The sequence below is a fragment of the Povalibacter uvarum genome, from assembly GCF_014202975.1.
GTDB classification, from domain to species: Bacteria; Pseudomonadota; Gammaproteobacteria; order Steroidobacterales; family Steroidobacteraceae; genus Steroidobacter; species Steroidobacter uvarum.
In genome coordinates this window covers 397,504-419,430 of sequence record NZ_JACHHZ010000004.1, presented here as the reverse complement: position 1 = coordinate 419,430, position 21,927 = coordinate 397,504, and the positions used below count along the sequence as shown (strand labels likewise).

16 protein-coding genes are annotated in these 21,927 nt (G+C 64.4%); 9 read left to right on the top strand and 7 right to left on the bottom strand.

Going from position 1 to position 21,927, the window contains the following annotated elements; genetic code table 11:
* Positions 1–49: 49 nt before the first annotated feature.
* The 5 genes from HNQ60_RS18220 to HNQ60_RS18200 form a co-directional block, all read right to left on the bottom strand.
* Entirely contained in the window at positions 50–6,382 is a 6,333-nt protein-coding gene (locus HNQ60_RS18220) for a hybrid sensor histidine kinase/response regulator (RefSeq protein WP_184334196.1), read from the bottom strand.
* Positions 6,383–6,417: 35 nt separating this feature from the next.
* Positions 6,418–8,499 carry a methyl-accepting chemotaxis protein gene (locus tag HNQ60_RS18215; protein WP_184334195.1) on the bottom strand — a complete coding sequence of 694 codons (2,082 nt, stop codon included), beginning with the start codon at positions 8,497–8,499 and terminating at the stop codon, positions 6,418–6,420.
* Between the two features lie 99 nt (positions 8,500–8,598).
* Positions 8,599–9,189 (bottom strand): chemotaxis protein CheW, encoded by a 591-nt coding sequence (locus HNQ60_RS18210; RefSeq protein ID WP_184334194.1) that lies wholly within the window; start codon positions 9,187–9,189, stop codon positions 8,599–8,601.
* A gap of 1 nt (position 9,190) precedes the next feature.
* Positions 9,191–9,556, bottom strand: a complete 366-nt coding sequence (locus tag HNQ60_RS18205; RefSeq protein WP_184334193.1) for a response regulator transcription factor — start codon at positions 9,554–9,556, stop codon at positions 9,191–9,193.
* Between the two features lie 45 nt (positions 9,557–9,601).
* Positions 9,602–10,012: a response regulator gene (locus HNQ60_RS18200; RefSeq protein ID WP_184334192.1), complete on the bottom strand. Its 411-nt coding sequence runs from the start codon at positions 10,010–10,012 to the stop codon at positions 9,602–9,604.
* Between the two features lie 256 nt (positions 10,013–10,268).
* Here HNQ60_RS18200 and gshB point away from each other — a divergent pair, with 256 nt between their 5' ends.
* The 6 genes from gshB to HNQ60_RS18170 all read left to right on the top strand — a co-directional run bounded on the left by gshB (position 10,269) and on the right by HNQ60_RS18170 (position 15,643).
* On the top strand, positions 10,269–11,237 hold the full coding sequence (gene gshB / locus HNQ60_RS18195; protein WP_184334191.1) for a glutathione synthase: 969 nt from the start codon (positions 10,269–10,271) through the stop codon (positions 11,235–11,237).
* 105 nt (positions 11,238–11,342) lie between these two features.
* Entirely contained in the window at positions 11,343–12,290 is a 948-nt protein-coding gene (locus HNQ60_RS28135) for an energy transducer TonB (protein WP_184334190.1), read from the top strand.
* 169 nt (positions 12,291–12,459) lie between these two features.
* Positions 12,460–13,023, top strand: a complete 564-nt coding sequence (locus HNQ60_RS18185; protein ID WP_184334189.1) for a YqgE/AlgH family protein — start codon at positions 12,460–12,462, stop codon at positions 13,021–13,023.
* A complete protein-coding gene (gene ruvX, locus HNQ60_RS18180) occupies positions 13,023–13,484 on the top strand; it encodes a Holliday junction resolvase RuvX (protein ID WP_184334188.1) in 462 nt (153 codons plus the stop codon). The genes HNQ60_RS18185 and ruvX overlap by 1 nt, the downstream gene beginning before the upstream one ends.
* A gap of 122 nt (positions 13,485–13,606) precedes the next feature.
* Complete coding sequence (locus HNQ60_RS18175; protein ID WP_246433668.1) at positions 13,607–14,593, top strand: aspartate carbamoyltransferase catalytic subunit; 987 nt, start codon at positions 13,607–13,609, stop codon at positions 14,591–14,593.
* Positions 14,594–14,752: 159 nt separating this feature from the next.
* A complete protein-coding gene (locus HNQ60_RS18170) occupies positions 14,753–15,643 on the top strand; it encodes a dihydroorotate dehydrogenase electron transfer subunit (protein ID WP_184334187.1) in 891 nt (296 codons plus the stop codon).
* Positions 15,644–15,721: 78 nt separating this feature from the next.
* On the opposite strand, the gene HNQ60_RS18165 is transcribed toward HNQ60_RS18170, so the two are convergent.
* The gene (locus HNQ60_RS18165) at positions 15,722–17,686 is read right to left on the bottom strand and encodes a winged helix-turn-helix domain-containing protein (protein WP_184334186.1); all 1,965 of its coding nucleotides are present in this window, start codon (positions 17,684–17,686) and stop codon (positions 15,722–15,724) included.
* Between the two features lie 113 nt (positions 17,687–17,799).
* On the opposite strand from HNQ60_RS18165, the gene HNQ60_RS18160 reads away from it, so the two are divergent.
* The 3 genes from HNQ60_RS18160 to HNQ60_RS18150 are packed head-to-tail and all read left to right on the top strand — an operon-like array spanning position 17,800 to position 20,721.
* Positions 17,800–18,384: a hypothetical protein gene (locus tag HNQ60_RS18160; protein WP_184334185.1), complete on the top strand. Its 585-nt coding sequence runs from the start codon at positions 17,800–17,802 to the stop codon at positions 18,382–18,384.
* 41 nt (positions 18,385–18,425) lie between these two features.
* On the top strand, positions 18,426–19,064 hold the full coding sequence (locus HNQ60_RS18155) for a hypothetical protein (RefSeq protein ID WP_184334184.1): 639 nt from the start codon (positions 18,426–18,428) through the stop codon (positions 19,062–19,064).
* Between the two features lies 1 nt (position 19,065).
* Positions 19,066–20,721 carry a serine/threonine-protein kinase gene (locus HNQ60_RS18150; RefSeq protein WP_184334183.1) on the top strand — a complete coding sequence of 552 codons (1,656 nt, stop codon included), beginning with the start codon at positions 19,066–19,068 and terminating at the stop codon, positions 20,719–20,721.
* 42 nt (positions 20,722–20,763) lie between these two features.
* Here HNQ60_RS18150 and HNQ60_RS18145 read toward each other — a convergent pair whose 3' ends face one another.
* Positions 20,764–21,885 carry a PilT/PilU family type 4a pilus ATPase gene (locus tag HNQ60_RS18145; RefSeq protein ID WP_246433667.1) on the bottom strand — a complete coding sequence of 374 codons (1,122 nt, stop codon included), beginning with the start codon at positions 21,883–21,885 and terminating at the stop codon, positions 20,764–20,766.
* Positions 21,886–21,927: the final 42 nt, after the last annotated feature.

Genomic DNA, 21,927 nt, shown 5'->3' with positions numbered 1-21,927 from the left:
GCACGATCGATCGATGCTGCAACGCTGGAATCAGGCAGATCAGCTGGTTTCATGACACCCTCCGATGCCTGCGCCGCGCCTCGACGAGCGGCTCGATCGCATCGAGCAGCTGGTTTTCCTGGTACGGCTTGCCGAGGTAATCGTTGACGCCGATTTCGATCGCGCGGGCGCGATGCTTTTCGCCGGTGCGCGACGTGATCATCACGATCGGGATGTCGGCGAGGCGAGCGTCGGCGCGAACCTGCGTCGCGAGCTCGTAGCCGTCCATGCGAGGCATTTCGATGTCGAGCAGGATGATGTCCGGCAGGTGTTCCTGCAGGATCGACAGAGCGTCGACGCCGTCCTTCGCGGTCATGACGCGCATGCCGTTGCGTTCCAGAAGTCGCTGCGTCACGCGGCGCACGGTGATCGAGTCGTCGACCACGAGCGCGAACGTGCGGCGATCTTCGCGCGGGCCGGCCATCTGTTCGCGACCGCGCCACTCCGAGCGCACCAGCGCGCCCATATCGAGAATGATGACGATGCGGCCGTCACCCATGATCGTGGCGCCGGAAATGCCGCGGATGGTAGCGATCTGCGGACCCACGGCTTTGACGACCATCTCGCGGCTGCCGACGAGTTCATCCGGGACGATTGCTGTCGAATGTTCGCCGGCCCGGATCAGGATCAGCGGAACCGACACGTCGCCGTCCGGCAATGTCGAGGCGCCGCCGCCGACGAACGCGCCGAGATGCTGGAAACGATAGATCTGGCCGCCGTAGCTGAACGTCGGCGTCTCTTCGGTGAGATGCTTCTCGACCTCCGAGCGCGGCACACGCGCCACGCCTTCGACCGACGGCAGCGGCAATGCATACAGCTCTTCGCCCGTGCGCACGATCAATGCCTGCGTGATCGCCAGCGTGAACGGCAGGCGGATCGTGAATTTCACGCCCTGGCCCGGCTGCGATTCGGTGAACAACGCGCCGCCGAGCTTCTTGATCTCGGTGACCACGACGTCCATGCCGACGCCGCGACCGGCGTGCTGCGTGACCGAGCTTGCGGTGCTGAAGCCCGGTTCGAGAATGAGCTGCATCGCCTCTTCGTCGGTGAGCACACGACCCGGCGCGAGCAGACCACGCGAACGAGCGCGTTCGCGAACAGCATTCACGTCGATGCCGCGGCCGTCGTCCTCGAGGATGATGACCATCTCGGCGCCTTCGCGGTGCAGGCCGACGCGGATCGTGCCGCCTTCGGGCTTGCCCTTCGCGAGGCGCTCGTCGGGCGTTTCGATGCCGTGCACGATCGAGTTGCGCAGCATGTGTTCGAACGGCGGCAGCATGCGATCGAGCACCTGACGGTCGAGCTCGCCGGCGGCGCCGACCACGACGAGCTCGGCCTTCTTGCCGACATCGGTCGCAACCTGGCGGACGAGACGGCTCAGGCGCTGCACGTGGCGCTGGAACGGAACCATGCGCGTGCGCATCAGGCCGTTCTGGAGTTCGGTAACGACACGCGCCTGCTGCAGAAGCAGGTTCTGACCTTCGCGCGTCAGGTTTTCGAGCAGTCCTTCGATACTGCCCACGTCGCTCACCGATTCGGCGAAGGCTCGCGTGAGCTGCTGGATCGTCGAGTAGCGATCGAGCTCCAGCGGGTCGAAGTCGGCGCGATTCGGCTGTTCTTCCTGGCGACGATGCAGGATCTGCGCTTCGGTCTCGAGCTCGAGCTTGCGCAGCTGATCCTTCAGACGGATGACCGTGCGGCCGAGCTCGGCGAGGTTGAACTCGATCGAACCCACCTGCTGTTCGAGGCGCGAGCGGAAGATGCTCACTTCACCAGCGTTGTTCAGCAGCGTGTCGAGCAGGTCAGCGTCGACGCGTGCGAATTCCTGTCGTTCCTGGACCTGCGGCTCGCGACCTGGCGGCAGCGCGGGCGCGGGAATCAGTTCAGGTTCCGGCGCGGCAGGCTCGGGCATCAGCTCCGGCGCGACCGCTGCAACGTCGAAGCTCCCGGCCTGGGAAACGGAAGGCATGGATTCTTCGACGCGCACCGCTGAACGAGGCGCAGCGGCACCGAGTTCGTCGGCACCGAATTCCACTTCGATCTCGATCGATTCGTCGATCGCTTCCGGCGCGCTCACGATGGGTTCTGGCGCTTCGGGTTCTGGCGCTTCGGGTTCCGGCTCGACTGCTGCGAACGCGACAGGCGCCTGCTCCACCGGCGCACTCACAACAGGCGGCGGCGCTTCGACGACAGGAGGCGGCGGTGGCGGAGCCACAGCGGCCGGGGCGGGCTTTTCATGACCCGACAGCACTCGAATTCGCGAAATCAGCTCACGCGGACGCGCACATCGGCCGCCGTTGCTGACGGTGTCGCGCATCCGGTGCAGCGTGTCGAGGCTCGTCTGCAGCGCATCGAACACAGGCTGATCGCCCGCGACCTGGCCTGCTTCGACGAGCTCCATCAGCGTCTCGAGCTCGTGGCTCAGATCGCCCATGGCGCGAATCCCGGCCATGCGGGCGCCGCCCTTCAACGTGTGGAGGACGCGCTTCAGTTCGAAGACCAGTGCCTTGTTGGCGCGATCACGTGACCACGACGACAGCGAGCTTTCCGCGGTTTCGAGCAGCTCGGCGGCTTCCTCGGAGAAGATCGCGGCAACGTCCGGATCGAAATCGCCATCGTCTTCTTCGACTTCCGGCTCTGGCGCAGCGATCGGCGCGGCAACGACCGGAGCTGGCTTCGGAGCCGGCGTGGGCGAAGGCGTGAACGCTACGACGGGTGCGGGTTCCGGCTCGGGTTCCGGCTCGGGCTCTGGCTCGGGTGCCGAGAGCACGATCTCTTCTTCGGGCTCGAACTGCGTCGGCTCAGGTTCCGCCGGCCCGTTGGCCGGGGGCACGACCGTCAACGCCGCCGTGTGCACGGTTTCAGCATCGTCGGCGTGCAACAAAACGTCTGAATCGGTGAGCGGAATTTCACCCACCTCGATGACGATCTCTTCCTCGGCGGGGATCTCTTCGTCAACTGCCGCGACGAGAACGGGCGGTTCGGGCAGCGGCTCCGCATCCGGCATCAGTACCGGGACGCGATTCGTTTCCGCAATGCCTTCGATATCCTCGACCACGATGCCTTCGTCGAACGAAGCAGCGGGATCCATCTCTTCGACGACCGAGGTCTCTTCGACGACGATGCCGCCTTCGGCTGCCGCATCGAGCGGCACGTCATAGACGATCGCCTCGACGGTCTGCGTCGAATCCGTCGCGCCGAGCTGTGGCGCCGACACGGTCGGTTCTTCGACGGGGAAATTCTTGTAGCTCCACTCGAGCGCCTGCAGGTCGCCGGCATCGGTCGACGGGAACTCGATGATCTCGACTTCGACCGTTTCCTGCTTCGGCGCGGTCGACGGGAACGACTCTTCGTTGAATACGTTCGTCACGGCATCCGGATCGTCGTCGGGAATCGTCACAAACTCTTCGTTGGCCGGCGCGCTGGCTGACGGCGCACTGGGTGCCGGCTCGACTTCCTTGAGCACCGGAATCGCGCGAGTCGCTTCCGCGCCGACGTCCATCGTCTCGCCGAGATGCGTGATCTCCAGGTCGAGCGCGTGTTCGAGATCCTGCAGCCGGTTCACGATCTGGCCGTGATGGCGGAAGAACATCGTGTCTTCGTTGATGTTGTCGACCACCTGCTGAATGGCAGCGGCCGCATCCTTCAGCACCGCCAGGCCCGCGGGCGGCAGACCAGCGGAGTTGTCGTAGAGCTTGCGGATATAGCGATTCAGCGGCTCGGCCACCGTCGTGCCGTGTTTGGCACCCGCGGTTTTCGCGGTGCCGCTCAGCGTGTGACAGGAGCGGTGCAGGTCTTCGGTGATCGCGTACGGCGCCGTCGACAGCTCGCAAGCTGCGACGAACTTACGGATGGTGGCGAGGTGACCCGCTGTTTCCTTGGCGTAGATTTCGTGCAGCGTGGGGTCCATTGCCGCCACCGCTAGTGTTTTTTTTTGCGCGACTTCAGGCGTCTTCGAAGTCGACTGGGCTGTCGGCTGGGCTGCAGGCGGCGCAGCCGCCGGAGCCGGCGCAGCCTTCGGCGCGGGCGCGGACGGCGGACGCACACCAGACAGGTTGTTCGCCTGCGTCATGATGTGCCCGATGTCCGCGGCCGGTGCGCGGCCGGTTTCGAGCTGTTCGACCAGTTCGGGGACCGCGGCGACACCTGCACGCAGCGTCGTCATCATGTCCGGCGTGCGGTCGAGCGTCTTGTTGATGACGCGGTTCAGCAGGTTCTCGATCGACCATGCGAACTCGCCGATGAGCTGCGCGCCGACCATGCGGCCGCTGCCCTTCAGCGTATGGAACGAACGGCGGATGTTGACCAGCGAATCCTGGTCCTGCGGATTCTCGTCCCACAGCGGGAAGAGTTTCTTGAGCTTCGCGATTTCGTCCTTCGCCTCTTCGATGAAGAGCTCGAGGAACTCCGGATCGATCTCCCGATCCGTCGGCTTGACGATGGGCGGCGGCGGAACGACCGGCGCGGCCGGCTTTGCGACCACCGGAGCCGGAGCAGGCTTCGCGGCCGGCACTTGCGAGGAGCGATCCAGCACAGCCGTACGCTCGTGTTCCGTCGGCGCGGCAATCGTCTGCGACAGCGGTTCGATGACGATCGTGTGCGCCTGGTCGACCGAGTTGTACGCCTCGGCGCGCGGCACGGGCTGCGTCTCGGCAAGATACTTGATGCACGTCTCGGCGTTGTCGAGCATGTACCAGGGATCGGCGCGACCGGCCTGGATCGTTTCCATGTAGTACTCGATCGCCACGATCGCATCGGCGAGACGATCCACCGCCTCGGCGGGCAACGTCATGCCGTCGGCGCGCACGAACTGCGCCAGCGCCTTGTCGATGCCGTCCATGATCTCGGCCGCACGCGTCTTGCCCAGCATGAGCAGACCGGCGGTGATGCCGCGAACGAGCGCGGGAATCTGGTCGAGCGACTGGCCGTCGCGCGTGCGGTCCATCGACTGCGCGATCGCTTCCTTGATGCGCGCCATGTTGACGATACATTCGCGCAGCACCGCTTCGGTGACCTGGCGGAACTCGATGTCGTCCTGACCGGCGGGCTTCTGCGGAGCGCCCTGCGGTTCCGCGGTCGGCACGATCATGCCGACGAGCTGTTCATCGAGACTGTCCTCGACCTTGATCAGCGTCGCCGCCATGCGCAGGAGCACGGACTCGTTGACGGGCGCCTGCTGCGCGACGATCGACTGCAGGTCGGTCGTTTCACCCTGCACCTTGTCGCGCAATTCGCCGAGACCGAGCACGCCGAGCGTGTCGCCGATCTTCTTGAGCAGCTCGAGCTGCGGTGCGAGCTCTTCGACCTGCGTGCCGCCACGGCGCACGAAGAGATCGAGCGCATCCTTGACGCGGCCGAGGTCTTCCTTGATCGCTGCCGCGACCGTCTTCATCAGTTTGACGGACGGAGCGGAGAGGCTTTCGCGGGCCTGTTCGACCTGATCGTCGACCGGGAGCAGCTCGTTCAGACGGAACGAGGCACGCACGGCGGACACACGCGGGCCCGACGACTTCGCGCGGGCAACGTAATAGAGAAGGTTGTTCAGCAGCTCGAGCGAAGGCGCTTCGGCATAGCGCGACTCGCCCTGCTCGTACAGGCGACGCATGTCGCGATCCGCCTGGCCGAGCAGGCGTTTGATCGAGGCGCTGCCTTCGAGGCCGCCGTCGCGCATCGCTTCGAGAATCGCACCGACGACCCACCACAACTGGAACACAGGCTGCGTCGTCGCGACCTGTTCCAGCCGCTCGGCTGCACGCGACAGGACTTCGAGGTTCTGGTCGACACGCTCGCCCTTGATCCAGCCGAGCAGGCCGAGCTGGAAGCGGGTGCGCAGCTTGCGCGCCCACTGCGAAACAGAAAGCGCGGCTTCGCCGGGAACGGCGGGAGTCGGGCTCGCCTGCTGATCCGAGCTCAGGTTCAGGAGCAGCAGCGTGCCTTCGGACAGCAACGCATGACCGCGGACCGCACGCAGGTCGTTCAGCAGCGGCAGCAGCACAAGCGCCATGTCGCGCCCGCCGCTCAATACGCGTTCCAGGTAAGTCGGGAGCTGGACCATCGAGCGCATCAGCGCATCGAGGCCTTCAGCCAGATGACGCTTCTCGTCGAAGTTCTCGACCAGGTAATTGACGACCTGGCCCATTTCCTCGGCGAGCAGCGCTGCGCCATAGACTTCGGAGACGCGCAATGCGCCATGCACGGCGTGCAGATGCTCGCCGCAGCGACGCAGCAGTGCGACGTTGTCCTGCTGATCGCCGAACGTTTCGAGAGCGGCACGGGCTTCGTTGAGCTCCGTGTTCAGCTCGCGCGCGACGATATGCAGTGTTTGCGAGGACAGCTCGGCCATGAGTCAGCGTGTTCCCGTCAGTTCTCGGCAGTTCATCAGCGGCTCAGGCCGCTGACCTTCTTCGGCGGCGGCGTGGCCGTAATGACCGGCGCGACCGGCGCAACCTTGCGACCCGGATCGGCCAGCAATTCGGTGCCTCCCGAGGCGACGTCCGGCAGGCGGAAGCCCGAGACGGACTTACGCAGCTGCGAGGACAGCTCCGCCAGCTTGCCGACGGAGTTGGAGGTCGCCGCCGAGTTCTCGGCGGTGTGAGAGCTGATCTCACGCAATGCATTCATGTTGCGGGCGATGTTCTGCGCAGCCGAGGCCTGCTGGCGCGAGCTCGCCGAAATGTTCTGCACCAGGCTCGCGATCTGGTTCGACACCTGCTCGATCTCTTCCAGCGCGGCGCCCGCGTTCTCGGCGAGCAGCGCCCCACCGACCACGTCCGTCGTGCTGCGCTCCATCGAGACGACAGCTTCGTTCGTATCGGCCTGAATCGTGCGCACGAGCACTTCGATCTGCTTCGTCGCGTTCGCGGCGCGCTCCGCGAGGCGCTGCACTTCGTCGGCGACGACCGCGAAGCCGCGGCCCGCTTCGCCGGCCATCGAGGCCTGGATCGATGCGTTGAGCGCGAGGATGTTCGTCTGCTCGGCAATGTCGTTGATGAGCTCGACGATATTGCCGATCTCCTGCGAGCTCTCGCCCAGGCGCTTGATGCGCTTCGACGTTTCCTGAATCGTTTCGCGGATCGCGTTCATGCCGTCGATGGTGCGACGCACGGCATCGCCGCCCTTGTGAGCGACGTCCACCGAGTGCCGCGCGACGTCTGCTGAACGTTCGGCGTTGCCGGACACTTCTTCGGTCGAACCTGCCATTGCGGCGACGGATTCGGACGCCAGGGCGATCTGCCGGGACTGCGCGACCGCTGCTTTGGCCAGCTGGCCGGCGGAGTTCTGGGTCTGTTTCACCGAGCCGTCGAGCGTGATGGCCGAGTCGTTGATCGTCGCCACGAGTTCGCGCAGCGCTTCGATGGCGTAGTTGATCGAGTCAGCGATCGCTCCGGTGATGTCTTCCGTCACCGTTGCCTGCACGGTCAGGTCGCCGTCCGCCAGGCTCGATAGTTCGTCGAGGAGGCGCAGAATCGCTTCCTGGTTGCGTTCGTTCTTGTTGGCCTGCATCTCGACCGTCTTGCGGATGTTGCCGCCCGTGGCGAACAGCAGCGCGAGTACGCCGAGCGCCAGCGCGGCTACAGCGAGCAGCGCGAGCGGCAGCACCTTGCTGCCGAGAACACCGTCAGCGGCGCCCGGCATGCCGATGCGGTCCTGGAAGTGCGAATAGATCTTGTCGGCGTGAGTCGCAATCGCGATGCCCGACTCACGGGCGAGGCGAACGCGTTCGGCAGATGTGATGGCGGTGCGCACCTGTTCGCTCAGCTGTGAGTACAGCGTACTCATCGCCTTCAGGCGCGCCTCAGCGTCGGCGCCAGTAACTTTCGTAAGGCCGAGCCCGGCATCTTCTCCGCCGAGACCGCCAACCACCTGCCCCATGTAATCGATACCGTCCGCAAGACGGCGCGCAATGAGCGATGCGTCGCCCACCCCGCCCGCCAGCGCTTCCATGTCCTGCTGCAGACGCAAACCCGTGAGCTCGAATCGCTCGATGTGCCGCGTCATTCCTTCGACGCCGGACGAACCCAGTGCACCGACGACGTTGCCCATCGCCTGCAACAGCTGCGGCACCAGGGCGCGCACGTCCGTGGCGGATTTCTGGACAGCCAGCGTCGCTTCACGCGAGGAGAGAATGGTCTGGGCCGATTTCTGCAGTTCCTGCGACGGCCCGAAATCCTTCGCTTCCGGCCCGGCGGTCTCGACGAGCTTCGAATAGCGATCGAGTGCCTTGCCGAGCGCATCGAAGGCGTCGGCCTTGCCGGACAGAGCGCCCATCGCGAGCGACGGAATCTTCTGCGACAGCGCGACGACTTCGTTGATCTGGCGAACCTGTTCCGCGCCCTGCCCCGCATCGCGATTCGCGAACAGCAGGAGCCCGACCGCGACGCCGATACAGACCAGCGCGATGGTCAGCAGCAGCGGCAGGAACCGCACGCCGTACATCTTGTTGGCGTTAGCGTCGGCCATGTGCGCGCCCTGCATTCAGCACCGACGCGTCAGCGACAGCGTCAGCCGGAATGCCCTTGTTGTTATCCACGACCGTTTTCATAGCGATGATGGCAGTGCTCAAGAGGCAGCTGCCTGCAGGAAGTCGGAACTCTCTAGCAAACTACGCAAACTGAAAACCGGCCAGCTCTCGTTGCCGCGGCGGAAGGCGCCCGCGAGGTACCGTTCGCAACGGATGATGGTCGGCGGCACGGTGGTGCCGAATTCGTTATCGGCGAAGCGACGAAAACCCTGAACCTCATCGACCAGCAATCCGGCCGGCACTTCGCGGTGGTTCGCCACCAGCACGCGGGACCCGCGGCCGATGTTGGTGATACCGCCGCCCAGGAAGGCCCGCAGGTCGACGATCGGCAGCAACTGGCCGCGGACGTTCGCGAGCCCGCGGATCCAGGGCTTTGCCCCAGGGACGCGCGTGACCACCGAAGGAAACCCGAGCACTTCGCGCGTCTCTTCGCGTGCGACCAGAAAATTCTCCGCGCTGACGCGGAAGGCGACGCCGACCCACTCGCGTTCGTTGGCGGCGTCGCGTCCCTGTCCGGCGAGCGCCAGTCGCGCCAGACGCTCGAGCTCGCGCAGCAGCTCGAACGGCTTGTCGCGCAACGAGCGGAGCGTTGCGACGGTGACGGGCGCGTTGGCGACGTTCGCGTTCATTTCAATCGGCCAGCGCGGCCTGCGCCTTCTCGATCAGCTTGTCCATCGACACGGGCTTCACGAGATAGTCCACCGCACCCTGGCGCATGCCCCAGATGCGATCGGTTTCCTGATCCTTCGACGTCACCATGATGACGGGGATCGACTTGGTGTCGGGATCGGACGCGAGCTTGCGCGTCGCCTGGAAGCCGTTCACGCCGGGCATGACGACGTCCATGAAGATCAGATCCGGCTTCATGGCCTTGGCTTTGCGGATCGCTTCGGCGCCATCGCCCGCGGAGGCCGTCTGGTAGCCGTGGCTTTCCAGCGCCTTCTGCATGACGTGAACTTCCGTTGGCGAATCATCGACGATGAGGATCAGGGACATACCTCGCTCCGACCTTGCTGCGACTGCCTGCCCGCGCATCTGCCCTTACCGTACCACCTGGCCGACGTGGGTCTCGATCGCGCTCAGCAGTTCATCCTTGGTGAAGGGCTTCGTCAGATAGTGCTCCGATCCCACGATGCGGCCACGAGCACGGTCGAAGAGACCATCCTTGCTCGACAGCATGATGACGGGGATCGATCGGAACACCTTGTTGTGCTTGATCAGCGAACAGGTCTGATAGCCGTCGAGGCGCGGCATCATGATGTCCACGAAGACGATGTCGGGCTGATGATCGGCGATCTTCGACAGCGCGTCGAACCCGTCGACCGCCGTGAAGACTTCGCAGCCTTCCTTGGTGAGCAGGGTTTCAGCCGTCCGGCGGATCGTCTTGCTGTCGTCGATGACCAGCACTTTCAGACCGGCGAGCCGCGGCTCGTTCGTTGCCAGGTTTTCCATCGCTTTCCTCGTTGGCCTCGCGCGCAGTGCGTGTCCCGGGCCATGGCTCTCCCGCGGTACCGCGGGAAAAATCTCGTGCAATGAACGGGACTTGCGTGACGGGGCAAACTTTTAACATATTGGTTACGGCCCTGCCATTGGCCGCGTTCTTATAGTATGAAGCCCGTCACACGCATCTCTCGCAGACGTGATGGTCATCACGTCTGCACGCGCCGTTGACGGTTGGCCGTTGACAACCTCATTCAGGATTCGCCGCATGCCTTCACCCGCCATCCGCCTTCTCGTCGTCATGGATCCGATCGATTCGATCAAGCCGGCGAAGGACACTACCCTCGCCATGCTGCTCGCGGCGCAGAAACGCGGCTGGGAACTCTGGTATGCGCAGCAGCAAGACCTGTGGCTGCGCGACGGCGTCGCGATGGGAAGTCTGCGGCGCGTCACCGTCCGGGACGACCTGAAGGACTGGTTCGATCTGGGCGAGGCGCAGACCGCGGCGCTTGCGACATTCGACACGATCCTGATGCGCAAGGACCCGCCGTTCGACATGGAGTACATCTACACGACGTACATCCTGGAACGCGCCGAGGAGCAGGGCGCACTCGTAGTGAATCGCCCGCAGGGACTGCGCGACATGAACGAGAAGGTCTACACGGCCTGGTTTCCGCAATGCTGTGCACCGACGCTCATCACCCGGAACATGGCCGACATGCATGCGTTCGTTCGCGAGCACGGCCGGGCCGTCTGCAAGCCGCTGCACGGCATGGGCGGCCGTTCGATCTTCGTCATCGACCAGGGCGACAAGAACGCGAACGTCATCTTCGAGAACCAGACGGACTACGGATCGCGCTACGCGATCGTGCAGAAATACATTCCCGACATCGTGACCACCGGTGACACCCGGGTCCTCGTCATCGACGGCGAACCCGCTCCCTACGCGCTCGCCCGCATCCCCACCGAGCACGACAATCGCGGCAACCTCGCCGCGGGCGCACGCGGCCAGGGAAGAGAACTGCGGGACCGCGATCGCTGGCTCGTCAGCCAGATCGGACCGACCCTGAAGCAGCGCGGCATGCTGTTCGTCGGCCTCGATGTCATCGGCGACTACGTCACCGAGATCAACGTCACGAGTCCAACCGGCGTGCGCGAACTCGACAAACAATTCAAGACGGAACTCTCTGGCCTGCTCATGGATGCGATAGAGAAGCGGTTGGCGGTTGGCGGTTAGCGGAAAGAGGAAGCGGTTAGCGGTTGGCGGTTGGCGGTTGGTTCAGAATCAGAACAAGCGCATGCTCCGCACTCTTGCTAACCGCTAACCGCCAACCGCTTCTCCGTGAGTTCTCAAGCCGAATCCATCCTGTCCTCCGCCGATGACAACGAGGGCGTTGCGCCGGTCAAGGATCGCCTGACGACGACGCTGTTCCTGGCGGCGCTCTTTCACGGCATCGTCATTCTCGGGGTGACCTTCGCGGTGCCGCACGTGCTGCAGGGGCCGCCGCCGACGCTCGAAGTGCTTCTGCTGACCGGGGCCGATACGCAGGCCGCCGACAACCTGAGCGCGCAATACCTCGCGCAGCGCAATCAGCAGGGGACCGGCACGACGGATGATGCAGTGCGACCGGCGAACCCGGCATCGTCGAGCCTGCCGCTCCAGCAGGAGGGCCTGCCCGATGGGACCGGCAGCGAGTATCGGGAAGCCACCACCGGTCAGAAATCCACCGAGTTCGTGTCCAGCCGGTCTGACCGCAGCGAAGTCTCGTATCGCAGCGGCGAGGACACCCCGGCGCAGCGTGCCGAATCGCCGCTCGCGCTGGCACCCACCGCGCCGAGCCCGATCGCCACCAATGCGACGGACACGAGCCTGCGCCTTCGCGGCAGGCAGGACGGTCGCTACGAGGTGATTCCCAATACGCGCCAGTCGGTGATCGCGCCCTATCTCGATGCCTGGCGCCGGAAAGTCGAGCGCCTGGGCACGATGAACTTCCCCCAGATCGCACGCAGCGCGAAAGCGACCGCCAATCCCGTCCTCGAAGTTGCGATCAAGGCGGACGGCAGCCTCGGCGAGATCATCGTCCGCCGCTCCAGCGGCCGGAAGGAACTCGACCAGGCGGCGCTGTCGATCCTGCGCCTCGCCTCGCCGTTCGATCCCTTCCCCACCGACCTGCGCAAGAAGTACGACGAACTGCGGTTTGCGTACGAGTGGCAGTTCCTGGAGGGCGGCGGAGGCGGAAAGGTATCGGCGTCGTCGGATTACGCGGGGCAGGCGCCGCAGACGCCGTGATCGATGCCTCGTCACTCCCGCGAAAGCGGGAGGTCATTCCGGAGTCGGTGGATTACAGGGTTATGTCTTCCGTGCTCATGTGACCCGGATGGATTCCCGCCTTCGCGGGAATGACGGATGTCCCGTCCGGGCCTTGAAGCCCGCGGCCCCCCCGCCCGATACTTACCCCATGTCCGGCGGCGACTCCCTGACCAACCAGTTCCTCATCGCGATGCCCGCGATGACGGACACCAATTTCTTCCAGACCGTCACCTATATCTGGGAGCACAACGCGGACGGCGCGCTGGGGATCGTCATCAACCGCCCACTGCAGATGAAACTCGCCGAGGTGTTCGAGCAACTGAAGATGCCGACGCCGACCGAGTCCGTCGGCAGGCAATCGGTGCTGCAGGGAGGCCCGGTGCAGACGGACCGAGGGTTCGTCCTGCACCACATCGGCGGCAACTGGGAGCATACGCGCCAGATTTCTTCGCGTATCCAGGTGACCACCTCGCCTGACATTCTCGATGCCATGGCGAGGGGCAACGGTCCGGACACGGCGCTGGTCGCGCTCGGATATGCCGGATGGGCGCCTGGCCAGCTGGAAACCGAGCTGGCCCAGAACGCGTGGCTGACCGTGCCGGCGGACGAGAAGATCATTTTCGACACGCCTTTCGAGCAACGCTGGCACGCGGCGGGCCGCCTCCTCGGCATCGACCTGGGCACCATCAGCCTGACCGCCGGGCACGCATGATGGCCGACCCGGCAAAGGGTCCGCCGCAGCCACAACTGATCCTGTCATTCGATTACGGCACCCGCCGCATCGGCGTTGCGAGCGGCGATACGCTGACCCGCACGGCCCGCGCATTGACCACCCTGACCTGCACGGGACAGGTGCCCTGGTCCGCGATCGGCAAGCTCATCGACGAATATCGTCCCGCCCGGCTCGTGGTGGGCCTCCCCTATAATATGGACGGCACGCCGACGGCCCTGACCGACGCATCGCGAGCCTTCGCAAACGACCTCACGACCCGCTACCGACTCCCCGTCGCCCTGGTGGACGAACGCCTGAGCTCGCGCGAAGCCGAAGCGCAGCTGCGCAATGCCCGGGCCCAGGGACTGAAGCGGCGCCGAGTGACTCACGGCGACGTCGACATGACGGCGGCAAAGGTGCTGCTGGAACGATGGTTCGACGATCCGTCGTCGGCGCAGTGACTTTGGGACGTTTCACACGGAGTTCACGGAGAGCACGGAGTTCGGAACGAGAACCCGTGCCCTCTCGATCTCCGTGAACTCCGTGAGCTCCGTGTGAAACTCCTCTCTTGAGGTGAGACAAATTGACCACTGACGTAAGTGCAAAAATGCAGCGCGACAGCGAAGGCCGCCTCCGGCATCTGATAACGCTGGAAGGCATGAGCCGCGATGAGCTGACCGCGCTGCTCGACCTGGCGCAGTTCTACGTGCGCTCTCCGGGCGATCTGCCCGCTCGCGACCAGACGCTGTCGGGCCACACGGTCGCCAATCTCTTCTTCGAGCCCAGTACGCGTACGCGGGTGTCCTTCGAACTCGCGGCGCAACGTCTCGGCGCGGACGTCGTCAACCTCGACATGCAGACTTCGTCGCGCGTGAAGGGTGAAACCGTCCTCGACACGATCTACACGCTGCAGGCAATGCACGCCGACATCCTGATCATGCGCGATGCCGAGCCCGGCCTGCCGGCGCACGTCGCCAACTTCGTCGCGCCTAACGTTTGCATCCTGAACGCGGGCGAGGCGCACCTGTCGCATCCGACGCAGGGCCTGCTCGACGCGCTGACGATCCGCCAGCACAAGCCGGATTTCAGCAAGCTGAAAGTGCTGATCGCCGGCGACATCTCGCATTCGCGCGTCGCTCGCTCAGCCTGGCACGCACTCACGACGCTGGGCGTCGGCGAACTGCGCATCGCAGCGCCGGACGACCTGATGCCGAAGGCAAGCGAGTTCGCAGGCGCGAAGCGCTTCGACGACATCGACAAAGCCATCGCGGGCACCGATGTGATCATGGCGCTGCGTATCCAGCGCGAACGGATGAGCAGCGCACAGATTCCCGATGAGGCGACCTATCACCGCGCGTTCGGCATCACTGTCGACCGATTGAAGAAGGCCAACCAGGGCGCGATCGTCATGCATCCGGGCCCGATGAATCGCGACGTCGAGATCGCAAGCTCAGTCGCCGACGGCCCGCAGTCCGTGATCCAGCAACAAGTCACCAATGGCGTCGCCGTACGCATGGCCGTCCTCGCGACAGTCGTGCGCAACGTCCAGTCACGCCGGAAACTGAAATGACGGACGAGAATGAAGAACTCCACGGGGGGCACGGGGAACACGGGGGCCGGAAGGTCTGCGCTTCAGTCGTGACTTCATCCAGCTTTACCCTTCATCCGAGTCCTGAAATCTCTTCCCCGTGATCCCCCTGTACCCCGTGGAAAATCCGATTCTCTCTCCATGACCCATACAGACAAATCTCACCGCGGCACGATCTTTGTCGAAGACGCCGAAGTCATCGCGCAGGACGCTTTCGAAGCGAGCCAGTTCATCCTGAAGCTCAAGGCGCCGAAGTGCGCTGCGGCCGCGAAACCGGGCGCCTTCGTGCACCTGAGCTGCGATGAGTCGCTGCCGATGCGGCGACCGCTGTCGATCATGCGCGTCGATGCGGGCCGCGGCACGATCGAAGTCCTCTACAAGATCGTCGGTCCGGGCCTGCAGTTGCTCTCGGGCAAGAAGGCGGGCGATCGCATCAGCGCGCTGGGTCCGATCGGCAATGGTTTCGTTCCTCATCGTGAACGTCCGCGCACGCTGCTCGTCGGTGGCGGTGTCGGCATCCCGCCAATGGTGTTCCTCACGGAGGCTCTGCGTGAACGCGATGATGCGGACTGGAAACCGCTGGTCCTGATGGGATCGGAAGTGCCCTTCCCCTTCCGCGCGCGCCCTTCGACGATCCTCGTGCCCGGGATGCCGGAAGGCGCGATCGCGTGCATGCCGATGCTCGATGAGTGGGGGGTTCCGAGCCGGCTCGCGAGCCTCGCTGGCTACGCGGGCTGCTACGACGGCTACGTCACCGACTTGGCAGCAGCCTGGCTGAGTTCTCTGGATCAGACAGCACTCGACGAAGTGGGGATGTTTGCTTGCGGACCCACGCCGATGCTGAAGGCGGCAGCGGCCGTTGCGCGACGCTTCGGCATCCCCTGCCAGGTTTCGCTCGAAGAGTTCATGGCGTGCGCCGTTGGCGGCTGCGCCGGTTGCGGAGTGAAGGTCACGACACCGGATGGGCCCGCGATGAAGCGTGTGTGTGTCGACGGGCCGGTGTTTGATGCGCAGGCGGTTTTCGCGGCGTGATCGTCATTCCCGCGAAAGCGGGAATCCATCTGGAGTTCGAGAGAAGATGGACACCCGCGTGCGCGGGTGTGACGGAAGCTACAACCCGCTGACTTTCTGCGCTGCATCGCTCTTCGCAAGCCTCGGCGCTTCCTCACCCAGACCGACCGTTCGAAGGATCTTCTGAAACTCCGGCTCCTGCCGTACGCGATGCAGGCGCGGATCGACACGGGCCCAGATCAGATAGTCATCGTGCGCGCTCACCGCCGCATTCAACTGCGCGAGCGCCGCCTCACGTTCGTTCAGGCCGAGATGAACCAGCGCCAGCATGTACGCTGAGACAGGCCGCTGCGCCGCTTCGTACTTCAGCGAAGACAGCACGTCGCGAGCTTCCTTCGTACGACCAGCCATCCCGTAGGCATAGCCCAGGGACGCGTAGCTGGAATCACGACCGAAGCGCTTCTGCGCGTCCTCGTACAGCGAGATGCCGTTCTCGAGATCACCGCTCAGCGTCTTGAGCAATGCCAGATTGTTGTTGGCGAAGGCGAACGTGGGATCGAGCTCGAGCACGCCGCGAAGAATGTTCTCGGCTTCCTGATAGCGACCGCTCAGCATGTCGGGGGCAGCAGAACTCGCGTAGATGATCATCGACAGCGGATCGAGCTCGCGTGCGCGTCGATATTCTTCGCGCGCCTCGCCGAAACGCCCTGCCCACTGCAGCATGTTCGCGAACTGAAGGTGGGCTGCGGCATCGTTCGGCTCGAGCCTCAGGGCCCGGCGGAACAGATGCTCCGCATCGCTCCAGTTCCAGTCGTACTGATACGCGATGCTGCCGAGCACAGCGTGAGCGCCCGCCACTGTGGAATCCAGCTCGATCGCGCGATTGGCGGCGGCGCGCGCCAGCGGCACGACTTCGCCTGCCGACGAATTCGACCAATAGCTGCGCAATAGATGAGCCTGCGCGAGCGCCGCGTGGAGCCGCGCATCGTCGGGATCCGCGTTGATCGCTTGCTGAAAACGCTCGACAGCAAGCGTCACCGATTCCGGCGTGCGCCGATTCAGGAGATGCTGCCCCTCCAGGTACAGACGGTGCGCAAACGGATCGAGGGCAGCATCGCCGGCGGCTGCCATGCGGCGCACCGCCTCGTCCGCATCGATACCCGTCAGCACACCTGCGACCAGCGCCTGCTCGATCTGCATGTCATCCGCACTGACTGGCCCCGCGTACTCATCGGACCAGAGCACTCGCGCATCGCGCGTGTGAACCACGCGAACTGCAACACGCAACCGCTCGTCCGCTTGTCGTACGCTGCCTTGAACGATGGCTTCGACGCCAAGCCGGCGACCGGCTTCGATGGGATCGATATCCGGCCGCAATGCGTACACCGATCCGCGCGCGATGACTTTCAGATCGGGAGCACGGGCCAGCGAAGTGATCAGTGCCTCGGACAGGCCGTCGACCACGATCTGCTGCGTCGGGTCACCCGTCAGATTCGCCAGCGGCAGGACGGCGATGGAATTCACCCGGGCCGCGCCCGAGTTCGACACCTGGAACCAGGAAACGCCCGCGAGCAGCGTCAGCACGAGCGTCGCTGCCACTGCCATCCAGTGACGCCGCTTCGGCGGCAGGACCGCATCGATCGGAGGCAGCGGAATCGTTTCAGTCAGCGCTGAAACGCTGGGCGACTCGATGGGCAGTGGTGTCGCGATGAGCCGATAGCCGCGGCCCCGGACGGTCTGCAGGATTCGTGGCGCCTTCGGATCGTCGCCCAGCGCCTGCCGCAACTGCACGACGGCGCGCGAGATGACCTCATCGACCACGACCCTTCCCGACCAGACGGTTTCCATCAGCGTGTCGCGCGAAACGGTTTTCTGGGGACGCTGCGCGAGCACGCACAGCACTTCCATCGTTCGCGGCTCGAGCTGGATGACGGCATCCGCTTGTCGCAATTGATTGAGGCCGGGGTCGACGACCCATTCGCTCAGACGAAAGGACGACATCTCCGCCGCGGTCAGCCACGTGTCCCCTGTCGTCTGGCGCCGGATTATCGAATCCTTATCCATTCCTTCTCCTTCCCTCAGGCACGAAGTCGTCGCCTGCCCGCAAAGTCAGCCCATCTGGCCCGAGGGCGCTTTGGACCGATCGCTTCGCGGTCGGGAATGCGGAATTGAAGCTCATGCGATTGACCGATCATGAACCCGGTGATGTGCGCGCGCTACCGCGCACAGGGGCTATCAGACAGCCGCGCTCCACTGCGAACAACCTCCCTTTCGTCTCATGCGTTGCTGCGCTGCTGCTCTGCGGCTGCGTGAGCCCGAAGGTTCCTGACCTGGATGAACCCCAGGCTGCCGCACCCGCACCTGCAGCATTGCCCGCTGCGCCCTCGGAACCGCCCCAGGCGAGTGCATTGAGCTACGGCATGGTGACCTCGCAGGTCCGCAAGGGTCAGACGACGCAGCTCGACCTCGTCCAGCTCTTCGGCTCCCCCAACATTTCTTCCTACGACTCCGCCGGCATCGAGACCTGGGTGTACGAACGCACGGTCACGCAGACCGACATCCAGACCAACAGCCGAGCTGTCCAGGGCGCGGCGAACCTCAGTGTGTTCTTCAACTTCGGCCAGGCGGGCGGCGGTGTTTCCGGCGAACGGGCGGCGGTGTCCTCGACGGCCACGACTTCCGTGCGCTCGATCACCGTGATCGTGAAGTTCGCCGCAAACCGCACGGTGTCGGACTACTCCGTGCGGGCGAGCTACTTCTGATGACAGGTCACTTCCCTATGAAAATCGCGGCGTTGATGTGTTTGATCGCAGCAACTGGCCTGAGCGGCTGCGGCATGGGACTCGGTCGCAATCCCGACATGGCGGAGCTCATGCGTTCCCAGGAAGCCATGCGGGCGAACATGGGCGATCCGGAAGCCATGATGGCCAAAGCCCAGCTCATGCAGGAGGTCATGAACAACCCGGACCTGCCCGCCTGGCACGACCAGCGCGAGAAGATGTCCATGGCGATCGGCGACCGGCAGTTCGAACAGAATTTCGAACGCGTCTTCGATTCGATGACTGTCGCGCTTGCCTCGCTCGGCTGTCGCGTCAACAACATGGAGCGCGCGTCGGGCTACATCACGGCGTCGATTCCCGAACTTCCGCCGACGCAGCTCGAGTCGCTGCAGCAGGAAGGCCTGCGGCAGTACGCCGTCGCCAAAGGCTACAGCGCCGACATCTTCGACAAGAAAGCCGGTCCCTACGACATCGATCCGAACGCGATGATGTCGCGCTACATGTCGGGACTCACGCTCTCGATGGTGAAGCAGACGCCGACGCTCACGAAGGTGAAGCTGCGATTCGACAACGTCTACTACCCGGGCCTCGTCGATCAGTACTACGCAGTCGTTTGGCGAGCCGTCGACAAGCAGATGTTCCTCGACAAAGGGCTCGACTGACTTGGCTGCCAACGCCAACGATCTCATCGGGCAGACGCTCGGCCCGTACACGATCACTGCCCGGCTCGGCGGCGGCGGCATGGCGGACGTCTATCGGGCGGAGCATCGCAACCTGCGGGTCGACCGCGCACTGAAGGTCATCCGCCCCGATCTCGTCAGCGCCGAAGACTTCCGCGCGCGCTTCCTGCAGGAAGCGCAGGCCGTGGCATCGCTGCGCCATCCGAACATCGTGCAGGTGCACGACTTCGGCGTCGAACGCGACGTGTGCTTCATGGTCATGGAGTTCATCGAGGGCAGCGATCTCAAGAAGATCATGCTTCGTGAGACCCGCATCCGCCCGATCAGCCGGGCAGTCGAACTGTTGCTGCAGGTTGCCGATGCATTGCAGTACGCGCACTCGCGGGGCGTCGTTCATCGGGACATCAAGCCCGAGAACATCATGATCTCGACGGCCGCGCAGCCGATCCTGACGGACTTCGGCATCGCGAGACTCATGCGCGAGGGAACGAGACTCACGCAAACAGGTGCGGCGCTGGGAACGCCCGCGTACATGGCGCCGGAACAGGCGCTGGGTGCCGAGGAGATCGGCCCGGCGACGGACATCTACGCGCTCTGCGTCGCACTGTACGAGATGCTGACCGGGCGCGTTCCCTTCACAGCGCCGACGCCCGTGGCGCTGGTGATGAAGACGATCCAGGAGCCTCTGCCGCCGCCGCAAAGCATCTGCCCTGATATCGGCGACGCGATCCAGAAAGTCATCTTGAAGGGAACGGCCAAACGCGCCGAAGAACGCTACGACTCGATGACGCGGCTGCAGCATGCGCTCCGGGATGCCCTCGATCGCGACGAGGCAAGCGAACGACCGACGCTCGGCCGCCCGTCTGTCCGCGCTATGACGACGATCCTGAGCCCGCAGCCCAAGGCAACGCCCGCCGTATTGGCACTCGCCGGCGCCATCGTCGCTGCAGCGGCACTGAGTACAACGGCCTATTGGGCTTTTCGAGATCGCCCCACCCCCGAACTTGCGGAGGCCACACCGATCCCGACGCCTGCACCTCAAGCCCAGCAACCCACTGCGGCGCAGATCGCGGCGAGCGTGCATCAGGAGCGCGCGACGGAACCAGCAACAGCAGATGTCCGGCCGGCCTCCTCCGAGCTGCAGCGCCCGCCGCAACCTGCGGTCATCGAGCCGTCGCATGAATTGCGACGCGTCGCCGCAAAGACGGTGACACCGCCTCTGTCACTCGACGTCGCACCGACCAGCAGTCCGGCAGCGGCCGAGACGAGCTCCGTTCGTTCCGAGCCTGTCGCTCAATGCTCCGCGGACGAAGTCTGCAAAGGCGTAACGACCCAATCCGACCTGTTGAAGCGCTTCGGCGGGCCGAACCTGACGACCCAGGACGAAGCCGGCCGCGAAACCTGGATCTACGAACGCTCGACGACCCAGACCGACGTCCGCGCCAACAGCCGCTCGGCCCAGAGCGCAGCGCAACTGGGCCTGTTCTTCTCGTCGGTGTCGCTGGGAGGCTCGGTCGAAGCGGGCAAGTCGGCCGGTTCGCTGCAATCATCGACCGCAATCCGGGCGATCACGGTGATCGTGAAGTTTGGCCCAGACAGGAAGGTGGTGGACTATGAGGCGAGGGAGACGAGATTTTGAAGAAGCGAGGAAGCCGTGAGCTGCGAGCTTCATCGCTCACCGCTATCCAAAGTTGATCTTCGCTTCCAGGTTCGTCCGCGAATCCGCGTACGTCAGTGCATCTTCCATCGTGATGCGGCCCGCTTTGTAGAGTTCGTAGAGCGCGGTGTCGAAGTGCTGCATGCCCTTCTCGCTGCTCGTGCGCAGTGCTTCCTTTGCACCGATGACGTCGCCCTTCTTGATCAGTTCCTGCACGTGCGGGGTGTTGATCAGCAGTTCGACGGCTGCGACGCGGCGCTTGTTCTTTCCCGGCACCAGGCGCTGCGCAATGATGGCGCGCAGGTACTGTGAGATGTCGAGGAAGATCTGGGTGTGCTGGTCCAGCGGGAACATGTTGATGATGCGGTCCAGCGTTTCCGCCGCATTGTTCGCGTGGAGCGTGGCGAGCACGAGGTGACCGGTACCGGCCAGCATGATCGCGGACTCCATGGTTTCGCGATCGCGGATCTCACCGATCAGCAGCATATCGGGCGCGGCGCGCATCGCACTCTTGAGCGCACGAGCGTAAGACTTCGTATCGAGGCCGACTTCGCGCTGGTTGATGATCGACTTCTTGTTCGAATGCAGGAACTCGATCGGATCTTCGATCGTGATGATGTGGTCCGACGAGTTTTCGTTGCGGTAGTTGATCATCGACGCGAGCGTCGTCGACTTGCCCGAACCCGTGGCGCCGACCATCAGCAGCAGGCCGCGCTTCATCATCACCAGGTCCTTCAGGATGTCCGGCAGACCGAGGTCGTCGAGACGCGGCATGTCGGCGGTGATGTAACGCAGCACCATCGCCGGATTGCCGCGCTGGTGGAAAACGTTGACGCGGAAGCGGCCCAGGCCGGGCTCGGAGATCGCGAAATCGATCTCGAGCTCTTCGTTGAACGCCTCGATCTGGTCCTGCGTCATGAGGCCATACGCAGCCTGGCGCACGACTTCGGGCGTCAGCATCTGCTTGTTCACCGGAAAGATCTGGCCTTCGATCTTGATCTTGATCGGCGCATAGGACGTGAAGAACAGGTCCGACGCCCGCTTGTCGACCATGAGCTTGAACAGCGGCTTGGTATTGAGTACGACCGGCCGCTCCTCGCTGCCGGTGTTGTCCGCACTGTCCATCGCTTCGCTATCTACTGCCATAAATCCTCGCGAAGTGAACAGCGGTTAGCGGTTGGCGGTTAG